Source organism: Nonomuraea longicatena (assembly GCF_039525605.1).
In the GTDB taxonomy this organism is placed as follows: domain Bacteria; phylum Actinomycetota; class Actinomycetes; order Streptosporangiales; family Streptosporangiaceae; genus Nonomuraea; species Nonomuraea longicatena.
On the sequence record NZ_BAAAHQ010000002.1, the window covers coordinates 87,606 to 111,218 of the forward strand.

Annotated in this window: 18 protein-coding genes; 6 read left to right on the top strand and 12 right to left on the bottom strand. The window is 71.5% G+C overall.

The genetic code is table 11. The features are described 5' to 3' along the window. Window positions 1-12: 12 nt before the first annotated feature. The 3 genes from ABD120_RS04160 to ABD120_RS04170 form a co-directional block, all read right to left on the bottom strand. Complete coding sequence (locus tag ABD120_RS04160; RefSeq protein WP_343948330.1) at window positions 13-858, bottom strand: thiopeptide-type bacteriocin biosynthesis protein; 846 nt, start codon at window positions 856-858, stop codon at window positions 13-15. Between the two features lie 66 nt (window positions 859-924). Then, a complete protein-coding gene (locus ABD120_RS04165) occupies window positions 925-1,584 on the bottom strand; it encodes a GAF domain-containing protein (protein ID WP_343948331.1) in 660 nt (219 codons plus the stop codon). A 12-nt stretch (window positions 1,585-1,596) separates the two neighbouring features. Then, window positions 1,597-2,427, bottom strand: a complete 831-nt coding sequence (locus tag ABD120_RS04170) for a S8 family serine peptidase (protein ID WP_343948332.1) — start codon at window positions 2,425-2,427, stop codon at window positions 1,597-1,599. Window positions 2,428-2,583: 156 nt separating this feature from the next. Between ABD120_RS04170 and ABD120_RS04175 the strand changes: the two genes are divergently transcribed. Then, window positions 2,584-5,817 (top strand): AfsR/SARP family transcriptional regulator, encoded by a 3,234-nt coding sequence (locus tag ABD120_RS04175; RefSeq protein ID WP_343948333.1) that lies wholly within the window; start codon window positions 2,584-2,586, stop codon window positions 5,815-5,817. 1,029 nt (window positions 5,818-6,846) lie between these two features. Here the strand turns inward: ABD120_RS04175 and ABD120_RS04180 are convergent. The 6 genes from ABD120_RS04180 to speB all read right to left on the bottom strand — a co-directional run bounded on the left by ABD120_RS04180 (window position 6,847) and on the right by speB (window position 15,594). After that, window positions 6,847-8,124 carry a GGDEF domain-containing protein gene (locus tag ABD120_RS04180; RefSeq protein ID WP_343948334.1) on the bottom strand — a complete coding sequence of 426 codons (1,278 nt, stop codon included), beginning with the start codon at window positions 8,122-8,124 and terminating at the stop codon, window positions 6,847-6,849. A 313-nt stretch (window positions 8,125-8,437) separates the two neighbouring features. Continuing rightward, window positions 8,438-9,652 (bottom strand): single-stranded DNA-binding protein, encoded by a 1,215-nt coding sequence (locus ABD120_RS04185; protein WP_343948335.1) that lies wholly within the window; start codon window positions 9,650-9,652, stop codon window positions 8,438-8,440. A gap of 249 nt (window positions 9,653-9,901) precedes the next feature. Next, window positions 9,902-11,503: a GTPase gene (locus tag ABD120_RS04190; protein WP_343948336.1), complete on the bottom strand. Its 1,602-nt coding sequence runs from the start codon at window positions 11,501-11,503 to the stop codon at window positions 9,902-9,904. Next, window positions 11,500-13,290: a GTPase gene (locus ABD120_RS04195; RefSeq protein ID WP_343948337.1), complete on the bottom strand. Its 1,791-nt coding sequence runs from the start codon at window positions 13,288-13,290 to the stop codon at window positions 11,500-11,502. The genes ABD120_RS04190 and ABD120_RS04195 overlap by 4 nt, the downstream gene beginning before the upstream one ends. Next, on the bottom strand, window positions 13,287-14,519 hold the full coding sequence (cobA, locus tag ABD120_RS04200; RefSeq protein ID WP_343948338.1) for a uroporphyrinogen-III C-methyltransferase: 1,233 nt from the start codon (window positions 14,517-14,519) through the stop codon (window positions 13,287-13,289). The genes ABD120_RS04195 and cobA overlap by 4 nt, the downstream gene beginning before the upstream one ends. Window positions 14,520-14,580: 61 nt before the next feature. Next, a complete protein-coding gene (gene speB, locus ABD120_RS04205) occupies window positions 14,581-15,594 on the bottom strand; it encodes an agmatinase (protein ID WP_343948339.1) in 1,014 nt (337 codons plus the stop codon). Between the two features lie 600 nt (window positions 15,595-16,194). Here speB and ABD120_RS04210 point away from each other — a divergent pair. From ABD120_RS04210 to ABD120_RS04225, 4 genes are all read left to right on the top strand, one after another. After that, the gene (locus tag ABD120_RS04210; protein WP_343948340.1) at window positions 16,195-17,019 is read left to right on the top strand and encodes a helix-turn-helix domain-containing protein; all 825 of its coding nucleotides are present in this window, start codon (window positions 16,195-16,197) and stop codon (window positions 17,017-17,019) included. After that, on the top strand, window positions 17,010-17,237 hold the full coding sequence (locus ABD120_RS04215; protein WP_343948341.1) for a DUF397 domain-containing protein: 228 nt from the start codon (window positions 17,010-17,012) through the stop codon (window positions 17,235-17,237). The genes ABD120_RS04210 and ABD120_RS04215 overlap by 10 nt, the downstream gene beginning before the upstream one ends. A gap of 36 nt (window positions 17,238-17,273) precedes the next feature. Then, a complete protein-coding gene (locus ABD120_RS04220; protein WP_343948342.1) occupies window positions 17,274-17,501 on the top strand; it encodes a DUF397 domain-containing protein in 228 nt (75 codons plus the stop codon). A gap of 320 nt (window positions 17,502-17,821) precedes the next feature. Continuing rightward, window positions 17,822-19,315, top strand: a complete 1,494-nt coding sequence (locus ABD120_RS04225) for an alpha/beta fold hydrolase (protein WP_343948343.1) — start codon at window positions 17,822-17,824, stop codon at window positions 19,313-19,315. 44 nt (window positions 19,316-19,359) lie between these two features. Here the strand turns inward: ABD120_RS04225 and cobT are convergent, their stop codons facing one another. From cobT to ABD120_RS04240, 3 genes are all read right to left on the bottom strand, one after another. After that, window positions 19,360-20,412 (bottom strand): nicotinate-nucleotide--dimethylbenzimidazole phosphoribosyltransferase, encoded by a 1,053-nt coding sequence (cobT, locus tag ABD120_RS04230; protein ID WP_343948344.1) that lies wholly within the window; start codon window positions 20,410-20,412, stop codon window positions 19,360-19,362. A 16-nt stretch (window positions 20,413-20,428) separates the two neighbouring features. Beyond that, entirely contained in the window at window positions 20,429-21,259 is an 831-nt protein-coding gene (locus ABD120_RS04235; protein ID WP_343948345.1) for a sirohydrochlorin chelatase, read from the bottom strand. A gap of 68 nt (window positions 21,260-21,327) precedes the next feature. Then, on the bottom strand, window positions 21,328-22,446 hold the full coding sequence (locus tag ABD120_RS04240) for a bifunctional cobalt-precorrin-7 (C(5))-methyltransferase/cobalt-precorrin-6B (C(15))-methyltransferase (protein WP_343948346.1): 1,119 nt from the start codon (window positions 22,444-22,446) through the stop codon (window positions 21,328-21,330). Between the two features lie 194 nt (window positions 22,447-22,640). Here ABD120_RS04240 and ABD120_RS04245 point away from each other — a divergent pair, with 194 nt between their 5' ends. Beyond that, window positions 22,641-23,609: a baeRF2 domain-containing protein gene (locus tag ABD120_RS04245; RefSeq protein WP_343948347.1), complete on the top strand. Its 969-nt coding sequence runs from the start codon at window positions 22,641-22,643 to the stop codon at window positions 23,607-23,609. Window positions 23,610-23,613 lie beyond the last annotated feature (4 nt).

Sequence of the window (23,613 nt, forward strand, 5' to 3'; positions counted from 1 at the left end):
TTCGGCTGGTGGTCATTCGGCGTCACCCGCCTCGCGGGCCAGCAGCGCCTCAGTGATCAGGCCCTGGCGGGCGGCGGGCAGGTTCGCCCGGTTCCAGTGGAAGACGATCAGGTACGCGGCCACGGCGCGCGGGCCCATGGCAGCCGAGCCGCTCTCGAAGTAGTCGCGGAACCAGCGCTCGCTCTCCTGCTCGACGGCCTGCCGGTGGGTGTCGGCGAGGGCGATCGCCTCGGCGGACAGCCTGGCCTCCAGTGACGTACGGGAGGGCCAGATCGCGCGGAGCGCGGCGGTGAGGCGGGCGAGGCCGGGGTCGGCGAGCGCGGCCGGGGCCAGGCGCCGGTGGCGGCGTACCCGCTCCCAGACGCCCAGTTCCTCCCAGCCGAGGATCCGGAGCCCGGCGAACAGCGAATGGATCATGAGCAGCGACATCGCCCACGCCGGGCCGTGCGCGGCCGGGCCGCCCCGGTGGTAGCCGAGCCAGGCGAGCGAGTCGGCGGTGAAGACGCGGTGGACGCTGTGCATCGAGGCGGGCCCGCCGAACAGATAGGTCTCGGGCTCGTACACGCCGGGGCGCCACGATTCGAGCAGGCCGTCCGCCCGCCAGACCTCCAGTCGCTCGCGGGTCAGCAGGTCGAGCCGGGCCGTGGCGGCCTGCGCCGGGCGGAACCGGATGCGCAGGCCGGGCGGCTTGTGCATGAAGAAGAAGTCGCGGGCGAGCCCATCGCGCAGGGCCTGCCCGGCCGTCTCGGCCAGTTCGGCGTGGAGGCCGGCTCGCGGGGTGAGGCCGAACTGGAGCCATGGCTCCTCCAGTGCCTCCGGCGTCACTCCCAGCAGGGTCTGGGACTCCGTCCGCTTCATCGCCACCTCCGTTCCGCGTTCTCCTCGATCGTCGGCAAGGGTCTTCAGAGTCGGTTCATAACCGGCTCATAGCGGGTGGCCGCCGCGTCCCGAGGTGGCCGTCACGAACCGGCTCAGCGCGTTGAGCAGGTCGTCCACGGCCGCGTCCGACGCCTCCGTACGGCTGAGCGCGATCTCCAGCCGGGTCCACGGGGTCAGCCCCTCCCTGGTCGTCCTGGTGAGCGAGCGGGCGGCGGCCATGAGCGCGAGCGTGATGGCCGTCTGGGCGGCCAGTTCGGTGAACAGGTCGACGGCCGCCATCTCCCCGAACCGCTGCAACGCCGGGTCGAGCACCTCCATCACGCCGATGACGCGGTCCTCCAGCTCCAGCGGGGCCGCCATGAGCGTCGTCGGCACGTAGCCGGTGCTCTGGGCGAACTCCCGGTCGAAGCGCGGATCGTCCTGGACGTCGCCGAGCAGCACGGTCTCGCCGGTCTGGAACACCCAGCCGGCGACGCCGCCCGCCGTCGGGATGGCGACGCCCAGCAGCCGGTCCTCGCCCTCCCCCGACGACGCCTCGAACACCAGCCGGTCGCGTTCCTCGTCGTAGAGGAAGACGGACGCGGCCTTGGCCGAGAAGGTCAGCCTGGCCAGCCGTACGGCCGAGCGCAGCAGTTCGTCGTGCTCGGAGGGGCGCAGCAGGCGCCCCAGCGACGAGGTCAGTGAGTCGGGGATGCCCAACGCCATCGGGGTCTCCTCCTAGGTCCTGTTGTCCGCCACGGCGGCCAGCACCTGCTTGAGCTGGCCGGCGGCGAAGCCCGGATGCCGTTCCAGCACGCGGGCGCACAGCCCGGTGACGTGCGGGGTGGCGAAGCTGTTGCCGGTCAGGCGCGAGATCCGGCCGCCCGGCTGGGGAACCTCCACGCCGACGCCCCGGGCGAAGAACTCGGCGGGCGGGTCCGGGTTGCACTCCAGGTGCTCGGGGAGCGCCAGGCCGTGGGAGCCCACCGAGATCACGCTCGGGAAGTGCCACGGGTAGCTGCGCACCGGCCGGTTGTGCGCGGAGGCCACGACGGTGACCCCGGCGAAGTAGGCGCGGTCGACGACGTCGTGCAGCGCCTCCTTGTGCTCGGCGCGGCGGGTGGACATGCTCAGGTTGACCAGCGGGAAACGTTGCTCGATGGCCCACTCCAGCGCGGCCAGCAGCACCTCGCCCCTGCCCAGCAGGCCGCCGCCGAGCACGCGGACGCTGGTCAGCTCGCAGTCCGGGGCCATGGACCTGATGACGCCCGCGCAGGCGGTGCCGTGTCCCGCCTGGTCGCCGATCTCGTCCGGCACGATCTCCAGGCCGTCACCGGTCACGGTGAGCGTGGTGATCGGCCGGGTGAAGCGGGGGTGACCCGCGTCCACGCCGCTGTCGATCAGGCAGACGCGCACGCCCGCGCCGGTGGCCGTACCCCATGCCCAGTCGCGGGTCATCGCGCACGGCAACGCCAGCCGGGCCGAGTCCATCGGGGCGCCGCGCGAGGCGTGCGCGAGCCGGAAGATCAGGGGTGCGGGCTCCTCAGTGACAGCCCCGAATTCAGCCATTGACCGCCCTCAGCGTCAGCGCTCCGAGATCCGCTGAAATTGTGCGGGCGTCCGTTCATAGTTCCTTCAGAGTCGCCTCAAATACCTACGATCGTCGGTTCTCGAAATCCGCCGATTGGCAGATCATGAGAGCGAAATCGAGGCGGAGTGTGACTCATGTTCGAGTTTCGCTTGCTCGGAGCCGTCGAAGCCCACGCCAATGGCCGGCGCGTGGGCCTGGGCCCGCGCAAACAGCGGCTGACATTCGCGGTACTGGCGCTGGAGGCCAACCATCCCGTCACGGTCGAGCGGCTGGTCGAACTCAACTGGCCGATCGACCGCCCCCGTACGGCCGAGCACGCGATCCGCGTCTCGGTGTCGCTGCTGCGCTCGATCCTCGGCGACATCGACCCCACGCAGTCGCAGGTCACGCTGACCGCGCAGGGCGCCGGATACGTCCTGCGCATCGACCCGCAGCGCATCGACGCCCACCGCTTCCGAGGTCTGCTCCGGCAGGCCAGGACCGAGCCGGACGACGAGCGCCGCGTCGCGCTCCTCGACCAGGGACTCAGCCTCTGGCACGGCCCCGCGCTCGACGGCGCGGCGTCGCCGGAGACCCAGGAGCGCCTCGGCCGCGGCCTGGAGGAGTCGCGGCTGGTGGCCGTGGAGGACCGGATCGACGCGGGTCTACGACTGGGCCGCCACCGGCAACTGCTCGACGAGCTGACCGAGCTGACCCGGTGCCACCCCTTCCGCGAGCGGCTGACCTGCCAGTTGATGATCGCGCTCTACCGCAGCGGGCAGACGCACACGGCGCTGGAGGAGGCCAGGCGGGCGCGCCGACGCCTGACCGACGAACTCGGCATCGACCCGAGCCTCGAACTCCAGCGGCTGGAGGTGGCCATCCTGCGCAACGACCCGGTGCTGCTGCCCCGGCCCGACCGGGTCCTGTCCGCCGGGCCCCCGGCGTCCGCCGTACCCGCGCAGTTGCCCAGGTCGGTCTCCGACTTCACCGGCCGGGCCGGGCAACTGCGATGGCTGGACGAGCACCGCGAGGACCACGCGGGCGGGCCCGTCACGATCGCGCTCACCGGCGCCGCCGGGGTCGGCAAGACCGCGCTCGCCCTCTACTGGGCGCACCGGGCGCGCGAACGCTTCCCCGACGGGCAGCTGTACGTCGATCTGCGCGGCTTCGCCAGCATGCCGCCCGTACGGCCGGAACAGGCGCTGGCCCGGCTGCTGCGCTCCCTCGGCGTCGCCGCCGAGCAGGTGCCGCCCGACGCCGACGAGGCGGCGGCGCTCTACCGCACGCTCCTGGCCGACAAGCGGGTGCTCGTCCTGCTCGACAACGCCTCGACCCCCGACCAGGTCCGTACGCTGCTGCCCGGCGCGCCCGCCTGCCTGGCCCTGGTGACCAGCCGCGACCGGCTGAGCGGCCTGGTCGCCCTCGACGGCGCCCGCGAACTGCCGCTCGGCGTTCTCGACGCCGCAGAGGCGCGGGCGCTGCTCGGAAGGATCCTCGGCGCCGACCGCATCAGTCAGGAGTCCGGCGCCGCCGCCGAACTGGCGCGGCTGTGCGACCACCTGCCGCTCGCGCTGCGGATCGCGGCGATCAACCTGTCGCGCCAGCCCGAGCGGGCCGTCGCCGACGCCGTCACGGAACTCGCGGGCAGCGACCGGCTGGGCGCCCTCCAGGTCGACGGGGACGGCCAGGCCGCCGTCCGGGCCGCCTTCGACCAGTCGTATGCCGCGCTCGACCCGGCCGACCAGCGGTTGTTCCGGATCCTCGGGCTGAGTCCGTGCCCCGACCTCACCGCGCAGACCTCGGCCGTGCTGGCCGGCGGCCCGGCCGGTCCCGTCCAGCGGGCGCTCGACCGCCTGGAGCGTACCCACCTGATCCTGCGGACCGCTCCCGGACGGTACGGTTTCCACGACCTGATCCGGTTGTACGCCCGAGAGCTCGCGACGCCCGAGGAGCGAGACGGCGCGCTCTCACGGCTGTTCGGCTTCTACCTGCGGGTCGCCGACGAGGCCAAACGCCTGCTCTACCCGCAGGCTCTCCAACTCGCCGCCCGGCCCCGCCCGCCGTCGGCCGCGCAGGCCCGACCCGACACAGCGGTACGGCCCCACCCACCCTCGGCTGCACCAGCCCGACGGCCCTTACCGGCGTCCGCCCCCCAGGCCCGGCTCGACCCCCTGGGGCACCCGTCACCGGCATCCGCCGCAACGGCCGGATTCGACACGGTGGCACAAACCGAGTCGTCGCCGCTGACGTTCGGGGCGCCTGCGGCCGCGTTGGCCTGGCTCGATGCCGAACGTTCCGGGCTGGTCGCCGCGATCACCCATGCCGCCGAGGACGGTCCCAGGGAGGTGGCCTGGCGGCTGGCCGACACACTGCGCGGCTACCTGTCGCTACGTCGCGACCACGACTGGCCGGCCGTGGCCGAGGCCGCCCGCACCGCCGCCGCCCAGGACGGCGACCTCAGCGCGCAGGCGGCGACCGAGTTGAGCATGGCGCAGGCGTGCCAGAGCAGAGGGCTGCACCAGCAGGCGTTCGACCACTACACGCAGGCCCTGCGGCTCGCCCGGCGGGCCGGGTGGCGCGAGTGCGAGTGCGCGGTGCTGAACAACCTCGGCAACGTGCACTGGAAACTCGGCCGGCTACAGGAGGCCGCCGACCACTACGGCAAGGCCATCGCCATCTCGCGGCAGACCGGCCAGAACACCATCCACGCCACCAGCCTGGCCAACCTCAGCATGGTCCACCGCAGCCAGGGGCGGCTCACGCGCGCGGCCGACCTCCAGCACGAGGCCCTGGGCCGCTGCCGTCATGCCGGCTACCGCAACGGCGAGGCCATCACGCTGGCGAACCTGGGCGAGATCTACCACGACCTCGGTGAACTCGACCGCGCGCTCGGCTACCTCGACGCCGCGCTGCCGCTGTTCCGCCAGTCGGGCAACCGGTACGGCGAGGTCCTCGTACTCACCGCGCTGGCCGCGGTCCACCGGGACGCCGGTCGGCTCGGCGACGCCCTCGACCTGGCCGATCAGGCGGTGGACCTGGCCGTGGCGATCGGCGACCGCCGGGCCGAGGCGGACACGCTGAACACGCGGGCGACCGTACTCACCTGCTTGGGGCGGCCCGAGCAGGCCGCCGAGGAGCACGGGCGGGCGTTGGACATCGCCCGCGAGGTCGGCAACCCGCAGCCCCGGCTGGAGTCCCTCATCGGACTGGCCGGTGCGCACAGCCTGCTCGGGCATCTCGAACTGGCGTCCGCCCACGGGCGGGAGGCGCTCGACGTCGCACGCGCCCGGGGGTTCCGGCAACTCGAAGAACAGGCACTCGGCGTCCTCGCCACGGTCGGCACCCGGGCGGAAAGCAGTATGCCATTCACCACGGAAACTGAATAAACCTTTTCGGATGTTCGACAGGCCGACTTATTGCACGACAGGTCGCCGACATTTACCTTGAAAACATGAGAAAAGCAATTGCACGACCCGGCGTACACGACGACACGTACACTCCCGATGACCCTGGAAAGCCCCTCTCTACCGACCGCTACTATCACTGACAAGCGCATCCATAAACGGATGTACTATCGTGCGCACGAAATGTAAATCCTTACTGTCAGACCAATGACAGGAAAGCGCCATACCCGTTCTCCGGCGAGGGGAGAACAAGGCATGCGATTCCTCAGCCGCCTCCCGCCCCCTCACCACCCGGCGGGAGGCCCGGCGACCCTTGGCGGCATCCCGACCGACGGCAATGGCCTTGAGGACGCAACCCGCCACCACCCGACGGACGCCCACCCACCCTCACACCGTCCCCGAACAACGGCACCGGCCGGGGACACCACACGCCACTACCCGGCAGGACGCACGGCCCCCCAGCGACACCCCGAACAGTAAATGGTGCAAGAAGGCAACATCCACCCAGCGGGAAACCCGGCCGCCCTCAGCCCCACACGCAGTGCCCGTTCACCCACAACCTGATGGGCGAACCCCACCGCAAACCCCTCTCCCAACGCCGCAAACGCCTCGGACATCAGCCCAGCCCAGCGGCACCGGCGCCGCCGACTCTGGCGCAGGCGTCAGGCACGAACTGGGAGGGCGGGGTGCACAGAGGCCGCCAACGGCCATCGAGGCCGGAGTTGCCGCCCGGACACTGGTAGCCGGGCGCTGACAGCCGAAGTGACGATTGCGATTGCGGCTGGGATTGAAGCTGAGGATCGGAGCTGTGAGCTGGGCGCTGAGGCTAGGCGCTGAGGCCGAGGATGGGGCTCCGCACTAGGGCCGGGCACGGGGCCGAGGGCTGGGCACTGCGGGCGAGGTCGAAGACTGAGGGCTGGGCACCGGGACTGGGGTTAGGGCCGAACGCTGAGACTGAGACTGGGGGCTGAGGTGGAGGTTGAGAGCTGAGGTGGCGATTGAGGGGAGCTACTACTTGGTATCGGATGAGGTTGGGGGGGCGGTTGGGATGTAGACGCGGTCGCGGCCCAGTTCCTTGGCGCGGTAGAGGGCCAGGTCGGCGGCGGCGAGGAGTTCGATGAGGTCGTCGCCGTGGACGCTCATCAGGGCCACGCCGATCGAGATGGTGACGGTGATCATGGCATCGTCGGCTGGTACGGCCATGCGGCCGATGCGGCGGCGGAGGCGTTCGGCGACGCGGCGGGCCTCCACGATGTCGGCGCGCGGCAGGAGGACCACGAACTCCTCACCGCCGAAGCGCCCCACGACGTCGTAGTCGCGCAGTTGGCTGCGCAGGGTGGTGGCCACGCCGATGAGCACCTGGTCTCCGGCGAGATGGCCGTGGCTGTCGTTGACGCGCTTGAAGTGGTCGATGTCGACGATGAGCAGCGCCAGGGTCTCACCGGTACGGCGGGCGCGGACGATCTCGGTGTCGGCCTCACGCTGCCAGGCCGCCGCGTTGAGCAGGCCGGTCTTGGGGTCGGTACGGGCGGCCGCCTGCAGTTGTGCGTGGAGGAGGCTGCGCTGGAGCAGCACCACCGGAGGCAGCGCGAGGACGAGCAGGGCCAGGTTGAGCCCGCACGCGATGGCGACGACGACGCCGAGGCAGAGTTCGACCACGTCGAGCAGGAAACTCTCGCGGTCCCAGAGCACCTCGCGCCAGCGGGTGTCGGGGTCGGCGGTGTGGGCGGCCGTGGCGATGAGCCCGGTGTTGAGGACGGCGAACAGGGCCGCGCACCCCACGGCGTACACGATCGGCAGGCCACGGCCGCCGGACAGGACTGTCGGGTCGGGGACGAGCACGTGGAAGACCACCGAGGCCGTGCATCCGGCCAGGCCGATGGCCGCCGAGCTGAACACGCGGCGGTAGAGGACGGTGGCACGTACCCGCCACTGCAGGAGCACTTGGAGCAGAATCGGTGCGAACAGGGAGTAGACGGGCGGCAGCAGCAGTGCCACCGGCAGCCACCACGCCGACAGCAGGTCGCGGGAGATCCCGGCGGGCATGCCGAGCCGTCGCGTGGCTTCTATGCACACGGCTCCGCAGGCCATCAGGGCGGTGAACGTCAGCAGGTCGGCCCATCGGAAGTCGGCGGTCGCGCCGAAGACCCCGATGGCCACCAGATCCAGGGTGACGATTCCGACGAAGTAGGCCACGAGGGCACGGCGCTGCCCCAGCAGGGGCCATCGGCCCGCCAGAGTTGACACACCGTCGCGAGGCTTGATCGAGGTGTGGCTGGTAGCCGCCATCCCGTCTCCTCTCTTTCTAACGATGTGTAACACAATAGTTGCGCAGTGTGCGACGCGCGATGGGAACCGCTACCTTTGGCAGGGTGGCCACTTCCGTCTCGTGGTCACAAGTAGGGATTCCGCTCACTCCGCGAGCGGAGCCGTGCTGGAAAGGAGCAGCCATGGTGCGGGGCGTGACCTGGACCTGACAGATGCTCTAGTCATCTGACAACGGGCACGACCATCGGCCGGTCCTCCCCCGGTCTCCGAGCCACCGGGCTCGGGGCACCGAACGCGTACGGCCGATGCCCCCTCCTCATTCGCCCGCCTGACCTCAGGCGGCCACCCGGCCCTCCACGGGAGTGCCGCCGTCGACAGCGCCGAGTATCCTCACGAGCGCGTCGTCCTCACCCCTCCTCTCGGGCTCCGCCGTCCCCTCCTTCGAGGAGCCCGGCTTGGGAGGACGTGCGCTCTTCTTCCCGGCGCCCGCTTTTCTCGTGCTATCCGACCGCACCTCGGGGCCCTGCCCCGAGGTGCCCGACCTCACCGCGACACCGCCCGAACCACTGCCGTCGCCCGGGATCCCCCTGTCGTCCGAACCACCGCCGTCGCTTCGGATCCCTCCGTCGCTCGGACCGCCGCTGTCGCCCGGGATCCCTCCATCGCCAGGAATTCCTCCGTCCCCCAGAACACCGCCGTGCTCATCAAGGCCACTGTGCCCGACGGCACCGCCATACTCCTGTACCCCGCCCTGCTCACGCGCGGCGTCGCGACCGGAGCCCTCGTCGACCTCGCCGGCAACCCCGTTGGCACCGCCGAGCGCACGAGCACCGGATGTCGCTGCTTCCACACGCGCCGTCTCGCCTCGACCGCGAAAGCCGCCCGCCGCCGGCCCTGTGGCGACGCCCGCCTCGGATGCCGCGTGCCTGGCGTCTCCGAGGCCCCTGACCATCTCACGGCCGCCGAGATCGGTCCTGCGGCTCGTTCGCGACCGGCCGACCGGCTCTGCCGGGTCGCCGTACCAGCCGGGTTCGGTTCCTTCGGCCGGATCGCGGGTGAGGGCCGGGGGGCCGCTCATGAGTTCCCTGCGCGTCGCCGTCCCGCCGAGGGCGCGGACCCGACCCATGGCCCAGTCCTGGGTTTCCTCGTCGAGCCGGTCACGCCGTTCCTTGGTGGCCATGAGCGCGGCCCGGTCGGGCTTGGCGAAGGAACCGGTGCCCCATCGCAGGTCGTGGCCCACCGACGACGCCTCTACCTCGGCCATGAACCGCCGGTCGTCGTCGGGCCCGAACTCCCTGATGCGCAGCTTGCCGGACACCACCACCGGGTGCCCGACCCGGACGGACTGGGCGACGTTGTCACCCAGGGCACGCCAGCACCGTACGGCGAAGCACACCCGCTCCCCGTCCACCCACTGTCCGCTCTTCTTGTCGAAGTACCGATGACTGGTGAGCACCCGCAGCGAGGTCACTTTGACCCCGTCCTCGAACGTGTGCTGGCGTGGTTCGGCCGCTACGTTGCCTGTCAGCGTGATGTGGATGTCGTTCACCGTTCGCTCCTCCTTCGCCTCGGGCCCTGCGCCCGGGGACAGGGGCAACCCTCCGGCACAGGAGGGCGGGAGAAGTCGACCGAACGCGGTTCTGTGGATAACCGCCGACAGGCCCTGTGGACGAAAGACGGGGCAGGAAGAGCGAAAAACGAAAGACCAGGGCCCCGGGGGGCGAGGGCCTGGGGTGAGGGTGAAGGCAGGAGACCAAAGTAGGAGGTGAAGGCCGGGGCGAAAGGAACAGCGGGGGTTTTAGAGGCCCCGCATGGCCGCCGTGAAGTCGTGGTGCCGCGCGAGTTCCTTCTCGACCGGCTCGACGACCAGGGTCTCGGCAACGGCCGTCACCCGGCGGCGCATCTCGCGTTCGAGCCGTTCCCGCTCCCGTCCCGCCCCGAGGACGACGAAGTTGCGCGAGGCCACGGCCGACAGCGCACCCAGCCCGAGCACCGCCCCCGTCGCCACCCCGACCCACGGCAACGTCGCGGTGTCACCGAGGAAGGCCAGCCACGACGGCAGTTGCGCGGGCAGCAGCAGCCCGACGAGCAGCCACCCGAGGCCGAGTGCGAAGGCCACGACGAGCAGGTACTGCCACACCTTCAGTGCCCGCCACCAGCCGGGCACCCGGTCGAGCACGGGCGCGACCTCGGCGAGTTCCTCGCCCAGCGTCTGCGGCAGCCGTCCGGAACGCGACCTGGCCGCGTGATTGAGTCCGGCCCGCCACGCACCGGTCATGCCCGCCGACAGCCCGTCCGCCATCGTCTGCACGGCACCGGCCACCTCGGCGGGCTGCGCGCTGACCTGCCCTTGCGGCACCTCAAGGGCGCCGAGGTCGAGGCTCTTGAGCGGATCCGGCCGGAACCCGGCCGCCCACCGGGCGTACGGCCAGCCGACCCACTGCTCGGCCCGCCTGGCGTAGGCGTTCTCCATGGCCTCGCCCAGCGCGGGCACGCCGATGGCGTCGCAGAGCGCGTCGGTCAGCCCGACGCGGCGGGCGGCGTCGACGCCGGGCGGGGCGTCGCCGATCGGCGAGGCGGCGGCCAGTTTGGCGGTGAGCCGGTCGAGGTCGGCCTCCAGCCGCTGGATGGCGGCCCGGCGGCGGGAGACGGCCTCGGCGACGACTCTCTTGAGGCTGTCGATGCCGCGCCCGGTGACCGCGGAGGTGGGCACGACGGTCGGCTGGGTGACGCCTTCGCGTCTGAGCAGGTCGTTGAGGTCGATGACGAGTTCGGCGAGCTCTTCCGGCAGCAGCCGGTCGGCCTGGTTGAGGGCGAACACGGTGACGGCGTCGTGCCCGGCCAGTTCGGTGACGTACCGGCGGTGGGTGGAGGCGTCGGCGTACTTCTGCGGGTCGAGCACCCACACGACCAGGTCGGCGACGCCGATGAGCCGGTCGGCCTCGGTGTCGGTGAGGGCCCGGATGGAGTCGTGGTCGGGCAGGTCGAGCAGGATGAGCCCGTGGAGGCGGCTCTCGCCCTTGTCGAGGGCGCTGGCGCGGGCGAAGCGGTGCCGTCCGGGGATGCCGAGCCAGTCGAGCAGCGGTCCGGCGCCGTCGAGACCCCAGACGCAGGCGTGGGTGCGGGAGGTGGTGGGCCGGCGTACGCCGGTGGGCGACAGTTCGAGCCCGGAAACGGCGTTGAACAGGGACGACTTGCCGCTGCCCGTGCCTCCGGCGAGCGCGACGACGGTGTGCTCGGAGGAGAGTTTGAGGCGTTCGCCCGCGCGCATGAGCAGCGCGCCCGACTCCTTGAGCAACCGGTCGTCGAGCCGCCCCGCGCCGAGTTCCACGATCTTGGAAAGCGCGTTCAGCCTGGGGCCGAGACCCTGCTTGGCGGGGGCGGTCGTAAGCGTCGTCATCGAGCGACCTCGAGGTTGTACGTGGCCTGGAAGAGGCGGGCCGCCGCGGCTTCGTCCGGTATCCCGGCCGCGTCGAGGGCTTGGACGTACCGCAGCGACTCCTCGTCGAACAGCACCCCGATCCGGGCCCGCAGGTCGCTGAGCGCCTTGGCGCCGATTGCGCGCAGCGACTCGGCGCCGAGCAGCGCGTTGACCAGCCGGTGGGGCACGCCCTCGGTGTTGCCGCCGCCGAACATCGCGATCATGAAGATCAGCGACAGCGAGTCGGCGTCGAACGTGACCACCTTGGAGATCGCCCGCTTGGCCACGCCCTCGGTGCGGACGAGTTCCACCAGGTGCTCCTGCCAGGCCACGATGGCCCGGCTGGTGCGCCGGACGAACTCGTCGGAGGGCCGCTCCAGGCCCTCGCCGAGCTTGGCGCCGAGTTCCGCGCGCTGCCGCCAGCGTCCGACGACCTCCTCGGCCGCGCGCCCGGCCGCGACGGTGATCACGGACTCCAGTCCGGTACGGAGGGCGGTGCGGAACGCCTGGACGCGCTCGGGCCCCTGTTTGGCGGCCTTGCCCCGCCTGCGCGGTTGCAGGGCGCGGGTGAGGTCGCCGGAGGCGGTGAAGTCCTGCCAGCGGGCCAGCACCTCGCCCTGGACGAGGGAGCCGTCGCGGGTGGCGCGGTCGATCTCGGTGAGCGCGCCGAGGTAGGCGGCCTCGATGTCCTTGCGGAGTTCGGCGCGGAAGGAAACCTGGTCCTCCAGGTGCCTGGCCAGGTCGGGGACGCGGGTGCGGAAGCTGTCGAGCACCCCTCGCAGGGTCTCGTGGACGGCCTGGGCCCGGCGCTCCTCGTCCACGGACAGCTCGGCCAGCCACAGCCGCAGGTCGGTGACCTCGCTGTCGGGCAGCCTGCCCTCGCTGACCTGGGCCTCCTGGACGACGAACCGGTCGGCCTCGCCGAGGCCGTACTCGGTGAGCATGCGCACGAAGTGCTTGAGGACGACCTCGCGGGCCTTCGGCTGGACCCGCGACAGGACGATCGCGAGGCGGGCGCCGCGCTCCTTGGCCAGGCGCAGCAGCTTCCAGGCGGGGGCGTCGGCGTAACGGGCGGCGGTGGTGACGAAGATCCACAGGTCGGCGGCGTCGAGCATGCGGTGGGCGACCTCGTGGTGCTCCTCGACGACCGAGTCGATGTCGGGGGTGTCGAGGAGGGCCACGCCCTGCGGCAGCTTCTCGGTGGAGACCAGGACGAGGCTGTCGAGGCCGTCCTCAGGAGTGGGTTTGTCGATGCGGCGCAGCCCGCCGAGCAACTCGCCGCCGGCGAACCAGGCGCGGTCGTCGGGGTGGCAGGCCAGCACGGGTACGCCGGTGGTGGGGCGGCGGACCCCCGTACGGCTGACGTTCTTCTCCGCGAGGCTGTTGACCAGCGTGGACTTGCCCGCGCCGGTGGAGCCGGCGATGACGATGAGGGCGGGGGCGGCGTTGGTGCGCACCCGGGGCAACACGTAGTCGTCGAGTTGCGCGAGCAGGTCGGCGCGGGCCTGGCGGGCGTCCTTGGCGCCAGGCAGGTCGAGCCCGAAGCCGAGGTCGGCGACGGCGCCGCGCAGGGTGTCGAGAGCCGCCGTGAGCTGCTCGGCGACGACCGGCGGCAGTTCCTCCTCCGCTGCGGGGGGTGTCTCCTCGTCCAGCGCCGGTACGGCCTCGCCGACCGGCTCTGGGGGCGGGACGTCCCTGATGGGGGGCATGAACAGAGTCTGCTCTCCGGCGGACTCCGGGTGCCCGTCGTCCTTGGCCTCGTTCACGGAATCCGCTCCGCTCGAACCATCCCGACCTCCAGGCCGACCTTCACGACATCGCCCACGATGACGATCGCGGGCGGTCGGATCCCGGCCGCCGAGACCCGTTCGGCCACGGTGGAAAGCGTCGCGGTAACCGCCCGCTGCGTGGGAAGAGTACCGTCCTGTACGACCATTACGGGAGTGTCCGCCGAACGTCCGTCTCGTTGCAACGTCTCCGCGACCTTGGCCAGGCGTTCGACGGCCATCATGAGCACCAGTGTGCCGCCGGATCGGGCCAGGCCGGGCCAGTCGACGGTGGAGGCGGGGTCGTCCGGCGCGACGTGCACGGAGATCACGTGGAACTCCTGGCTGACCCCCCGGTGGGTGACGGGCACCCCGGCGGCGGCGGGTACGGCGACGGCGCTGGTGATGCCGGGCACGACCAGCACCGGGATGCCCGCGCGGGCGCAGGCGATCACCTCTTCGCCGCCGCGTCCGAAGACGAACGGGTCGCCGCCTTTCAGCCGGACCACGAACCGGCCCTTCCTGGCCCGGTCGACGAGGATGTCGTTGATGGCCTCCTGGGCCAGCGAGCGGCCGTAGGGGACCTTGGCCGCGTCGATCAGCTCGACGTCGGGGGCGAGTTCGTCGAGCAGGGCGCGGGGGGCGAGCCGGTCGGCGACGACGACGTCGGCCTGGGCGAGCAGTTGCCGCCCGCGCACGGTGATCAGCCCTGGGTCGCCGGGGCCGCCGCCGACGAGGGCGACGCCGACGGGTTTGGTGCGGTTGCGGCGGGCGTCGACGGTGCCGTCGCGCAGGGCTTCGATGACGGCGTCCCTGATCCCGGCGGCCCGGCGGGGGTCGCCGCCCGCCGTGACGGCGACGCCGATCTCGTCCACCCGGCCGGAGGCGGGGGTCCACGCGGCGGAGGCGTCCTTGTCGTCGGCGCGTACGCACCAGATGCGCTTGGCCTCCGCCTCGGCGGCGACGGCGGTGTTGACGGCGCGGTCGCTGGTGCACGCCTGCACGAGCCAGGCGCCGTCGCAGTCGCCGACCTCGTAGGCCCTGGCGTGCCAGGTGATGCGGCCCGCGGCGATGAGGTCGTCGAGGGCGGGGGTCACGGACGTGGACACCACCGTGACCTCCGCACCAGCCTCAAGCAACGCTGGAACCCGCCGTTGGGCGACGTGGCCGCCGCCGACGACGAGGACCCGGCGGCCGGACAGCCGCAGTCCGAGGAGATAGGGGCCCATGGGGCGAAGCTCCCGTTCGCGAAGATTGAGGTGTTCGTAGGTAAACCTAATGGAAGATACGCTAACGGCCATCAAGGAGCGGCTGCCGTGGATCCCAGCGCGGCCCGCCCTCGTCGTCCTTGCGGCGCCTGGCCATGGCCGAAAGAGCCTCAAGGATAACCCGGTTGCCGAGGAACGCCGTGATGTCCGCGTGGTCGTACGGCGGCGCCACCTCGACCACCTCAAGCCCCGCGACGGGCAGTTCGTAGCAAATGCGACGGACCGCGTCGAGCAGTTCCCTGGCCGACAGCCCGCCGGGCTCCGGGGTGCCGGTGCCGGGGGCGTGCCCGGGGTCGCACACGTCGATGTCGACGGACAGGAAGATCTGGTCGCACTCGTCCAGCGCGATGGCGAACGCCTCGGTCAGGCACTCGTCGAGACCCCTCGTGACGATCTCGGTCATCTCGTACGATCGCATGTTCTGCTCGGCCATCCACCCGAGCGTCTCGGGCTCCGGCCAGTAGCCGCGCAGCCCGATCTGCAGGAACCGGTCGCCTCTGATCGCTCCGGACTCGATCAGGCGGCGCATCGGCTGGCCGTGGCCGTACAGGTGACCGAAACTGATGTTCCCGGTGTCGGCGTGGGCGTCGAAGTGGATCATCGAGGTACGGCCGGGCTCGTGGGCGCGGGCGGTGCCGCGCGCGTCCGGCAGGGCGACCGTGTGGTCGCCGCCCAGGACCACGGGGACGGCTCCGGAGACGGCGATGCGGTGCACGGCGTCCTCGATGGCGGCCAGCGAGCCTTCGACGTCGCCCGAGTAGCACTCGACGTCACCGGCGTCGAGGACACGCAGGTCGCGCAGGGCGTCCACGCGGAGGGCGAGGCTGGGCCGCGAGCCGTCGTGAGGCAGATAACAAGCCTGGCGCAGCGCCTGGGGCCCGAAGCGGGCGCCGGGGCGGTTGGAGGTACCGCCGTCGAACGGCGCCCCGATGATCACGACGTCTGCGCCCGCGAAAGTGGCCGGATCCCGCACGTCACAGCGTTCGACGCCCAGGAACGTGAGATCCGGCCCGTACATTGCCCCATATCGGCTCATGTTCCTCATCCTGGTTCGGCGGCGCCCCCTCTTACAACCACCTCTCCCCCAACAACGCGGCCACCCACCCGCTCACAATCGCTTCTCCCCGACAATGGGGCCGACCGCCGCCGCCCGTTCACAACCTCTCCTGCCCAGACGGCACGGCCACCCACCCCGCCGGCCACTGACGACCCTCCGCTCCTCCGACGGCCCGGCCGACCGCCGCTGCCCGCTCACAATCCCCTCTCCCCCGACGGCACGGCCGACCACCCCGGCACACGACGCTGAGGTCCCACCCCAGCCGGGCGCGGAGGTCCCACCCCGGCCGCGCCGGGCGGGATTCGTGATCGCGCCCGAGGGGGTCGGGGAATCCGTGCCGCCGCGACGCGGTCGAGGTTCTAGGCTGCTTCACGGGTCGCACCTCCGTTGTGCGGTCAAGGCCCCGGCCGGTGTTCACGCACCGCGTCCCGGGCCGTCTTTCTGGACGGCTTTCGCTGCCGTCTTCGTGAAAGCGTGCCCGTGTTCGACTACCGTGAGTAGGCGAACCGTTACGACGACTTAGGCCGTGTGCACGCCGCGCCCGTGCGTGTGACCGCGTAGGACGTAGGAGCCCCCCCCATGCCTCCAGCCCGCAACCTCGCGCCCAATGCCAGCCCCCTGGCCTTCTTCGGTGCCGAACTGCGCCGCTACCGCACCCAGGCGGGTCTGTCGCAGGAGCAGCTCGCGAGCGCCATCAACTACTCGACGTCCCTGGTAGGCGCCGTCGAACTCGCCAACCGCACCCCCAACAGGGACTTCGCCGAACGGTCCGACCGGGCGCTCAACGCCGACGGCAACCTCTCCCGCCTCTGGCCGTTGGTCCACCTCGGCTCCTACCCGACGTGGTTCCGAACCTGGGTCGACGTCGAACGCGAGGCCCGCACCCTCCGTACCTGGCAGCCCCTCGTGGTACCGGGTCTTCTCCAGACCGAGGCTTACGCACGTGCGGTCGTGAGCAGGCAACCGGGCATGTCCGCCGATGAGGCGGAGGAGCAGATCGCCGCACGACTCGCCCGTCAGGAGATCCTCACCCGCGAAGACCCCGTCCTGCTCTGGGTCCTCTTGGACGAGGGAGTTCTCTCTCGGCCCATCGGGGATCGGGCTGACATGCATGAACAGCTCGCGAAACTCGTCACCATGGCGGTTCTCCCCAACATCACCGTTCAAGTCCTGCCCATGGACGCGGGTTCAAGTTGCGGGCTGGCCGGGGCATTTGTTATTGCGAGCCTCCCAGGTGCACCGGATACCGTGTATCTAGAGGCTCAGCGTGAGGGGCGCATCAGTGACGTACCCGACGACGTGGTGGCAGTCGCCAACCGCTACACCGCCATACAGGCGGATGCGCTCCCGGCCCGCGCGAGCATCGACCTCATAGAGAAGGTGATGAGCGAGAAATGGACCTGACCAACGCCGAGTGGCGCAAGGCACGACGCAGCGCCGACAATGGCGGCGACTGTGTGGAAGTGGCCGTCATGGACGGGACCAAAGAAGGCCACACCCGCATCTACGCCATGCGCGACAGCAAAAACCCCGACCCCAACAAAGTACTTATCTTCACCCCCACCGAATGGGACGCGTTCCGCCTCGGCATCAAAGACGGCGAGTTCGACGATCTCACCTGAGGGCTCCCCCTTCCAGATCGACGTCTGGAGAGCGAAATGGACCTGACCAACGTCCAATGGCGCAAAGCGCGGCGCAGCGCCAACAACGGCGGCAACTGCGTGGAAGTCGCTGTCACGAACGGGACCAAAGAAGGCCACACCCGCGTCTACGCTATCCGCGACAGCAAAGATCTCAACCCCAACAAGGTACTCACCTTCACCCCCACCGAATGGAACGCCTTCCGCCTCAGCATCAAAGACGGCGAACTCGACGACCTGACCTGAGCACCCGGCCCGGCCGACGCCGCTCCAAGAGCCCCGTCGATCAAGCGGGGCTCTGCCGTCGGAAGGCTCAGGGAATGGGACGGGCGACGCGCCGGAGCGTCCTACCACGGTTGGCGGTGCGGATGGGAGCAGGCTCCCAGTCGATGATCCTCCGCGCGGACGACGAGAATCGGTCCCGGTCGGCCGAGGATGTAAGTCATGATCACCCAAGTTCTGGGGCTGACATCGGCCCCGTCACCGATACCCGGCACCCCGACTGCGCAGCCGACCGGTCCGCATGCCCGTGAGGCGACGAGACACGTGGCGCCGAGGTGAGGACCATGAAGAAGACTCTCGCGATCCTCACTGCCACGGCGGCCATCGCAGCGCTCTCACCGGCGGCGCCGGTCATGGCAGCGCTCTCAGCAACGCCGCCGGTCTCCACGCCACCGGTCTCTACGGTGGCCGAGGCCGAGCGGCTGACCTGGGGCAAGTGCTCGGACAAGACCCTTCCCGCACCAACGGAGTGCGCCACGATCGAAGTGCCGGTGAACTGGGCAAAGCCCGACGGCAAGAAGATCCGGCTGGATCTCGCCCGGCTGCCCGCCACCGAACCCGGCCGCCGGATCGGCAGCGTCCTGGAGGTGACCGGCGGACCCGGAGCCAGCGGCATCCAGTTTGTGAAGGTCGCCGCGTCCAATCTCAAGGAACTGGGCCGCCGCTTCGACCTCGTCTTCTTCCAAACGCGCACCAGCCTGTGGTTCAAAAGCATGCCCAAGGTCTGCTTGAAGCCCGGCACCGAACTGCAGGACCCGCGCAGCCGCAAGCGGCACACCGCCCAGACCGCCGCGATGACCAAGGCGTTCCTCGCCTGCCAGAAGGCGGACACCACCGGACTGTTCGCCCATGTGGACTCCATGTCGATGGCCAGGGACATGGAGGCGATCCGGGCGGCGCTGGGCGAGGAGCAGCTGAGCCTCCTGGCCCAGTCCTACGGCGGGGTGCCTTCCATCGCCTATGCCCGCCTGTTCCCGCAGCGGATCCGGGCCCTGTACGTCGATGGGGTGATCAACCAGGCCGCAGGCTTCAACGACCAAGGGCTCCGGGTCGTGGCCGCCTTCGAGAAGCAGTTCCAGAAGTTCGTCGCCTGGTGCGCCGACACGCCCGCCTGCGCGCTGCACGGCGAGGACGCCGGAGCGGTCTGGCGCGCACTCGTTCGCGAGGCCGATCGCAAGCCGATCCCCGCCACCTCTCCCTACTTCGGCAAGGGCGAGATGACCGGATGGGCGCTCCGGCTGTTCGCCTTCCCTGCCGTTCTCCCGGGCGAGGGCAACGCGAACTGGCTGGCCTTCGCCAAGTCGGTCGACAAGGCGCGGCGCGGGGACGGGTCCGGCTTCGGCGATCCGGTCGTCACCGGTGTCCTCTCCTGGAGCTCGCCCGGCGTCCTGGCGATGAGCTGCGGCGACGGTCGCGGGTTCGCCGACTACGACGATTTGCGGACCTACCGCCGCGCGGCGGAGAAGAACAGGCCGAATCTCGGCTCCGTCCGGATCGAAGGCGTCGCGTGCACAGGCTGGCCGCTGAAGGTGGCCAACCCGGTCCGCCCGCTCCCGTCGCACGGCCTCCCACCGATCTTGGGCGCGGGAGGCATGTCCCTCGACGTGGAGACGACCCGGACCCTCACCGACATGATCCCGGGATCGGTGACCGTCACCTACGAGGGACCCGGCCACGTTCTGTGGGGGATGGGCAAGAAGTGCGTGATCAAGCACCTGACCGCGTACCTCACCGACCTGAAGCTCCCGCCACCTGGCACGACCTGCCCCGCTGAGTGATTCTCGGCGACGGCCGTACCGGCGAGCGCGTGGGGCGGGCCCGGCTACTTCTCGGACACGCCGGCCGAGTCGAAGGTGGCCACCTCGTGCATCACCCGCGCCGCCGCGCACACCAGCGGGTGGGCCAGCAGCCCTCCGGTGCCCTCGCCGAGGCGGAGTTCGAGCCTGACCATCGGCCGCAGTCCCAGGTGCGCCAGCGCCAGCCGGTGGCCGGGCTCGGCCGACAGGTGCCCGGCCACACAGTGGTCGATCGAGGCGGGCGAGAGGCCGTGGGCCACCATCGCGGCCGCCCCGGAGATCACCCCGTCCAGGATCACCGGCACCCGCAAGGCCGCCGCCCCCAGGATGAACCCGGCGATCGCGGCGTGCTCCAGTCCGCCCACGGACATGAGGATGTTGAGCGCCTGGCCGTCGGTCGGGTTGACCTGGAGCGCCCGCACGATCACCCGGGCCTTGTTCTCGTACGCCTCGTCGCCGAGACCGGCGCCCCTGCCGGTGACGGCGGAGGGGTGGTGGCCGGTGAAGGCGGCGATCAGCGCGGCGGAGGCGGTGGTGTTGGCGATGCCCATGTCACCGGTGATCAGGCAGCGGGCGCCGTCCGCGACGAGCAGGCGGGCGACCTCGATGCCGACCTCGATCGCCGCGACGGCCTGCGCGCGGGTCATGGCGGCGCCGAGCGACAGGTCGGCGGTGCCCTTCGCGATCTTGCGCGACAGCAGCCGCCCCGTGGGGTCGGAGGGCAGGTCGGTCTTCACGCCGACGTCGACGACGGTCACACTGGCGCCGATCTGGTTGGCGAAGACGTTGGCGACCGCGCCGCCCGCCAGGAAGTTGGCCACCATCTGCGCGGTGACCTCCTGCGGCCACTGGCTCACGCCCTGGGCGTGGACGCCGTGGTCGGCGGCGAAGATGGCGAGCGCGGCGGGTTCGGGGATGGGCGGCGGGGTCACGCCGGCCGCGCCCGCCAGCCGTACCGCGACGTCCTCCAGGACGCCGAGCGAGCCGGGCGGCTTGGTGAGGCGGTCCTGGTAAGCGCGGGCGGCGGCGAGCACCCCGGCGTCGGCGGGCCGGATCGCCGCGAGGGTCTCATCGAGCATGGGTCCTCCCGGGAGGTCAGTTGACCAGCTGAAGCGCTTCCTCGTAGCGGTCTATCACGACATCGGCCAGTGTCTCGCAGTCTCCGATGACCTCGGCGCAGCGGATGTCGAGATCGGGGTGGCCGGCTCCGTAGGCGAGCGCCTGGGCCCAGACGCGTTCGAGGAGGCCGCCCGCGAACAGCAGGTAGGGCACGACGATGACGCGGCGGGCGCCGAGGCGGCGGCAGCGTTCGAGGCCGCCGGGCACGCCGGGCGGGGTGACGGAGACGAAGGCCGTCTCGACGGTCATGAAGTCGTAGGCGTGCGTCTCCCAGAACAGCCGTGAGACGCGGTGGACCTCGGCGTTGGCGACCGGGTCCGTGGAGCCCTCGCCGACCAGCACGACGGCGGTCTCGCCCGGCTCGATGCGGCCGTCGTCCTCAAGCGGCGTGGCGGAGTCGACGACGCGCAGGCGCGGGCGCTCGCCCGAGGGCTCGACGATGTCGGCGGCGGCATCCTTGAGACGTTCGGCGAGTACGGCCAGCACCCGGGGGTCGGGGCCGAGCGGGCGGCCGTAGTCGTACATGAGCGTCGGGTGCCTCTCCTGTTCGAGCTTCATCGCGGCGGGCAGGTCGTCGCCGACCCTGCTGAGGCTGAGAGGGAGGGCCACCAGCCGGTGGTGCCCACGGGCGACCAGGGAGGCGACGGAATCGCTCAACCTGGGGGTGGCTCGTTCGAGGTAGCCGCCGGAGACCTCGGCGGCACGCTCGTCGAGCCGGCATCGGAGCCGATGGACGAACCTGCCGAACTCGGCCGAGTCGGCGTCATCGTTCGAGCCCTGCCCGATGAGCAGCAGCGGGGGCTTCATGTGTTGGGGTTCTCCGGTGCGTAGACAAGACACGCGAGGATAACCGATGCGCGGCGGTGAGCGACAGGTCACCCTGCGCGAGCGTGGACGACGAACACCGGGTCGGCGGCCTCTTCACCGCCCTCCGGCAGCAGTCTGGCGGCCTGGATCCGGGTGGCCTGCGCCGGGTGGCCGAGCCCGGCGAGCATGGCGAGCGCGGCGCGGGCGGCCTCCGGGTCGGGCAGCGCGCACACGAGCGCGCGGGGACGGCGCGCGGCGCAGGCGGCGATCACCTCGGGCCCGCCGCCGCCGACGTACACGGCGTCGGGGTCGGGCAGCGGTTCGAGCGCGGGCGGCGCCAGGCCCCTGGTGAGGGCGACCTTGACGGCGTGGCGCAGGACGTTCGCGCGCAGGGCGGCGCAGCGGTCGTGGTCGCGTTCGACGGCGAAGACGGCCGCGCCGAGCCTGGCGCACTCGACGGCGATCTCGCCGTGGCCCGCGCCGACGTCCCAGATCAGGTCGCCGACCCGGGGTCCGAGCCTGGCCAGCACGAACGCCCTGACCTCCGGCGGCAGGCCAGTGGCGAACGGAAGCGCCCACTCCGGCGGCCCCGGCTGCGCGCCCGCCAGCCATACGGGTTCCTCCGAGCGGTGGAGCGGGTCGAGGACGATCACCACGTCCGGGTCGCGCCAGGGCCGGGTGGTGGCCTCGCCGAGGCGGCTGTGGGTGACGCGTTCGCCGGGGCCGCCGAGGTCCTCGCAGACGATCAGGGCGCGCGGGGTGGTGGGCGCGAGTTGCCTGGCGAGTTCGGCGGGGCCGACGCCGTCCGCGCACAGGACGGCGACCTTGGGGTGGGCCCGGCAGGCGTTGACGGCGCGGGCCAGCCGGTGCGCGCCCGCCGGGGCTACGATCAGGGCGTCCTCCCAGTTCAGCCCGGCTTTGGCGAAGGCGCGGGTGACGAGTGGGGCGGCTGGGATGACCTCTGGCCTGATGCCGCGCTCGCGTAGTGCGCGGACCGCGCCGAACAGGCCGGGGTCGCCGTCCGCGAGCACCACGGCCGGCCCTTCGCCCTGTTCGAGATGGTCGTCGATGGCCTGGACGATCTCACTCGCGGGGGCGGGTCCGACGACCAGGGCGGCCGCGCGCAGCCGGGCGGCGGCAGAGGAGGGCAGTTCGGGGCCGTCGCGCCCGATGACCGTGATGCTCACGTTTCCAGGGTGGCCGCTTTCCCGCGCCGCCGGAAGAGATGGCGCCCGACGTTTGCCCGATGGGCCGGGAACCGCCCCATGCCCGGCTGTCGCGGGCGGGGGCCTTATGGGATGGACCCCGACGTTTGGCCGATGGGCCAGGGGTAGGGACAAAAGGGGAAAGGGGTGAGATTTCACGAAAGGGGTGGTGAGCGGTGCGGTTGGACTTCATCCGTCCGCTGTACGAACGCCAGGGACCGTACGCCTCGCTCTATCTGGCCGCCGGCCGGGGGCCGCACGAGCTGATCGGGGGGCTCGGCGGCGCCGATCCCGCTTCGCTGGAGGCGTTGCAGGAACGGGCCGAGCCCGGCCACGCGGTGTTCGCCGCGCACGGTGACGTCGTGCTGTCGGAGGCGCTGCCCGGCGGGGCCGGGCCCGAGCTGGCCCATTGGTCGCCGCTGCCCCGGGTGACGCCGATGCTGGCGGCGCGCGGGGAGAACGTCCCGCACGTGCGGGTGATCGCCGACCACGCGGGCGCGGAGGTGACCGTCGTCGGCGGCGGCTCGCCGCGCACCTCGCCGGAGGCGGCGGTGCCGTGGCTGCTGCACAGGACCGCCAGAGGCGGCTGGTCGCGGCGCCGCTTCGACGCCTGGGAGCTGGGCGCCGGGCTGGTGGCCGCCGAGATCGACGAGCAGGTACGGCGGATCGGCGCCGAACTGGTGCTCCTCGCCGGCGAGCCCGCCGCGCGCTCGGCGCTGTGCGACCGGCTAGGCACCAAGGCGGCCGACCGGGTGCTGATGGTCGAGCAGGGCGACCGTACCGACCGGGAGGGTTGTCGCGGCGACGCCGTCGTCGCCCTGGACGCCTGGATCGAGCAACGCCGCCAGGAGCTGCTGTACCGGCACTTCGACGCCGCTGGGCCGACCGGCCTGCACCAGGTCGGGCACGCGCTAAGGGAGGGGCGGGCGCAGGCGGTCCTGACGCCGGGCGAGCTGGACGTGCCCGCGTGGATCGGCAAGGGCGGCACCCAACTGGCCACCACGCGGGAGGAACTGCTGGGCTGGGGCGTGGAGCACCCCGTCCCGGAGCGCGCCGACTCGGCGCTCGCCAGGGCGGCCGCCATGACGGACGCGGAGCTGTGGTTCTGCCCCCAGCTCGGCGACGTGGCGGCCGTGCTCAGGTGACGGC

Excerpts from the sequence above, each read along its gene's own strand:
- ABD120_RS04160 (WP_343948330.1), bottom strand. The coding sequence starts at position 858 with ATGAAGCGGACGGAGTCCCAGACCCTGCTGGGAGTGACGCCGGAGGCA.
- ABD120_RS04165 (WP_343948331.1), bottom strand. The coding sequence starts at position 1,584 with ATGGCGTTGGGCATCCCCGACTCACTGACCTCGTCGCTGGGGCGCCTG.
- ABD120_RS04170 (WP_343948332.1), bottom strand. The coding sequence starts at position 2,427 with ATGGCTGAATTCGGGGCTGTCACTGAGGAGCCCGCACCCCTGATCTTC.
- ABD120_RS04175 (WP_343948333.1), top strand. The coding sequence starts at position 2,584 with ATGTTCGAGTTTCGCTTGCTCGGAGCCGTCGAAGCCCACGCCAATGGC.
- ABD120_RS04180 (WP_343948334.1), bottom strand. The coding sequence starts at position 8,124 with ATGGCGGCTACCAGCCACACCTCGATCAAGCCTCGCGACGGTGTGTCA.
- ABD120_RS04190 (WP_343948336.1), bottom strand. The coding sequence starts at position 11,503 with ATGACGACGCTTACGACCGCCCCCGCCAAGCAGGGTCTCGGCCCCAGG.
- cobA (WP_343948338.1), bottom strand. The coding sequence starts at position 14,519 with ATGGGCCCCTATCTCCTCGGACTGCGGCTGTCCGGCCGCCGGGTCCTC.
- speB (WP_343948339.1), bottom strand. The coding sequence starts at position 15,594 with ATGAGCCGATATGGGGCAATGTACGGGCCGGATCTCACGTTCCTGGGC.
- ABD120_RS04210 (WP_343948340.1), top strand. The coding sequence starts at position 16,195 with ATGCCTCCAGCCCGCAACCTCGCGCCCAATGCCAGCCCCCTGGCCTTC.
- ABD120_RS04215 (WP_343948341.1), top strand. The coding sequence starts at position 17,010 with ATGGACCTGACCAACGCCGAGTGGCGCAAGGCACGACGCAGCGCCGAC.
- ABD120_RS04220 (WP_343948342.1), top strand. The coding sequence starts at position 17,274 with ATGGACCTGACCAACGTCCAATGGCGCAAAGCGCGGCGCAGCGCCAAC.
- ABD120_RS04225 (WP_343948343.1), top strand. The coding sequence starts at position 17,822 with ATGAAGAAGACTCTCGCGATCCTCACTGCCACGGCGGCCATCGCAGCG.
- cobT (WP_343948344.1), bottom strand. The coding sequence starts at position 20,412 with ATGCTCGATGAGACCCTCGCGGCGATCCGGCCCGCCGACGCCGGGGTG.
- ABD120_RS04235 (WP_343948345.1), bottom strand. The coding sequence starts at position 21,259 with ATGAAGCCCCCGCTGCTGCTCATCGGGCAGGGCTCGAACGATGACGCC.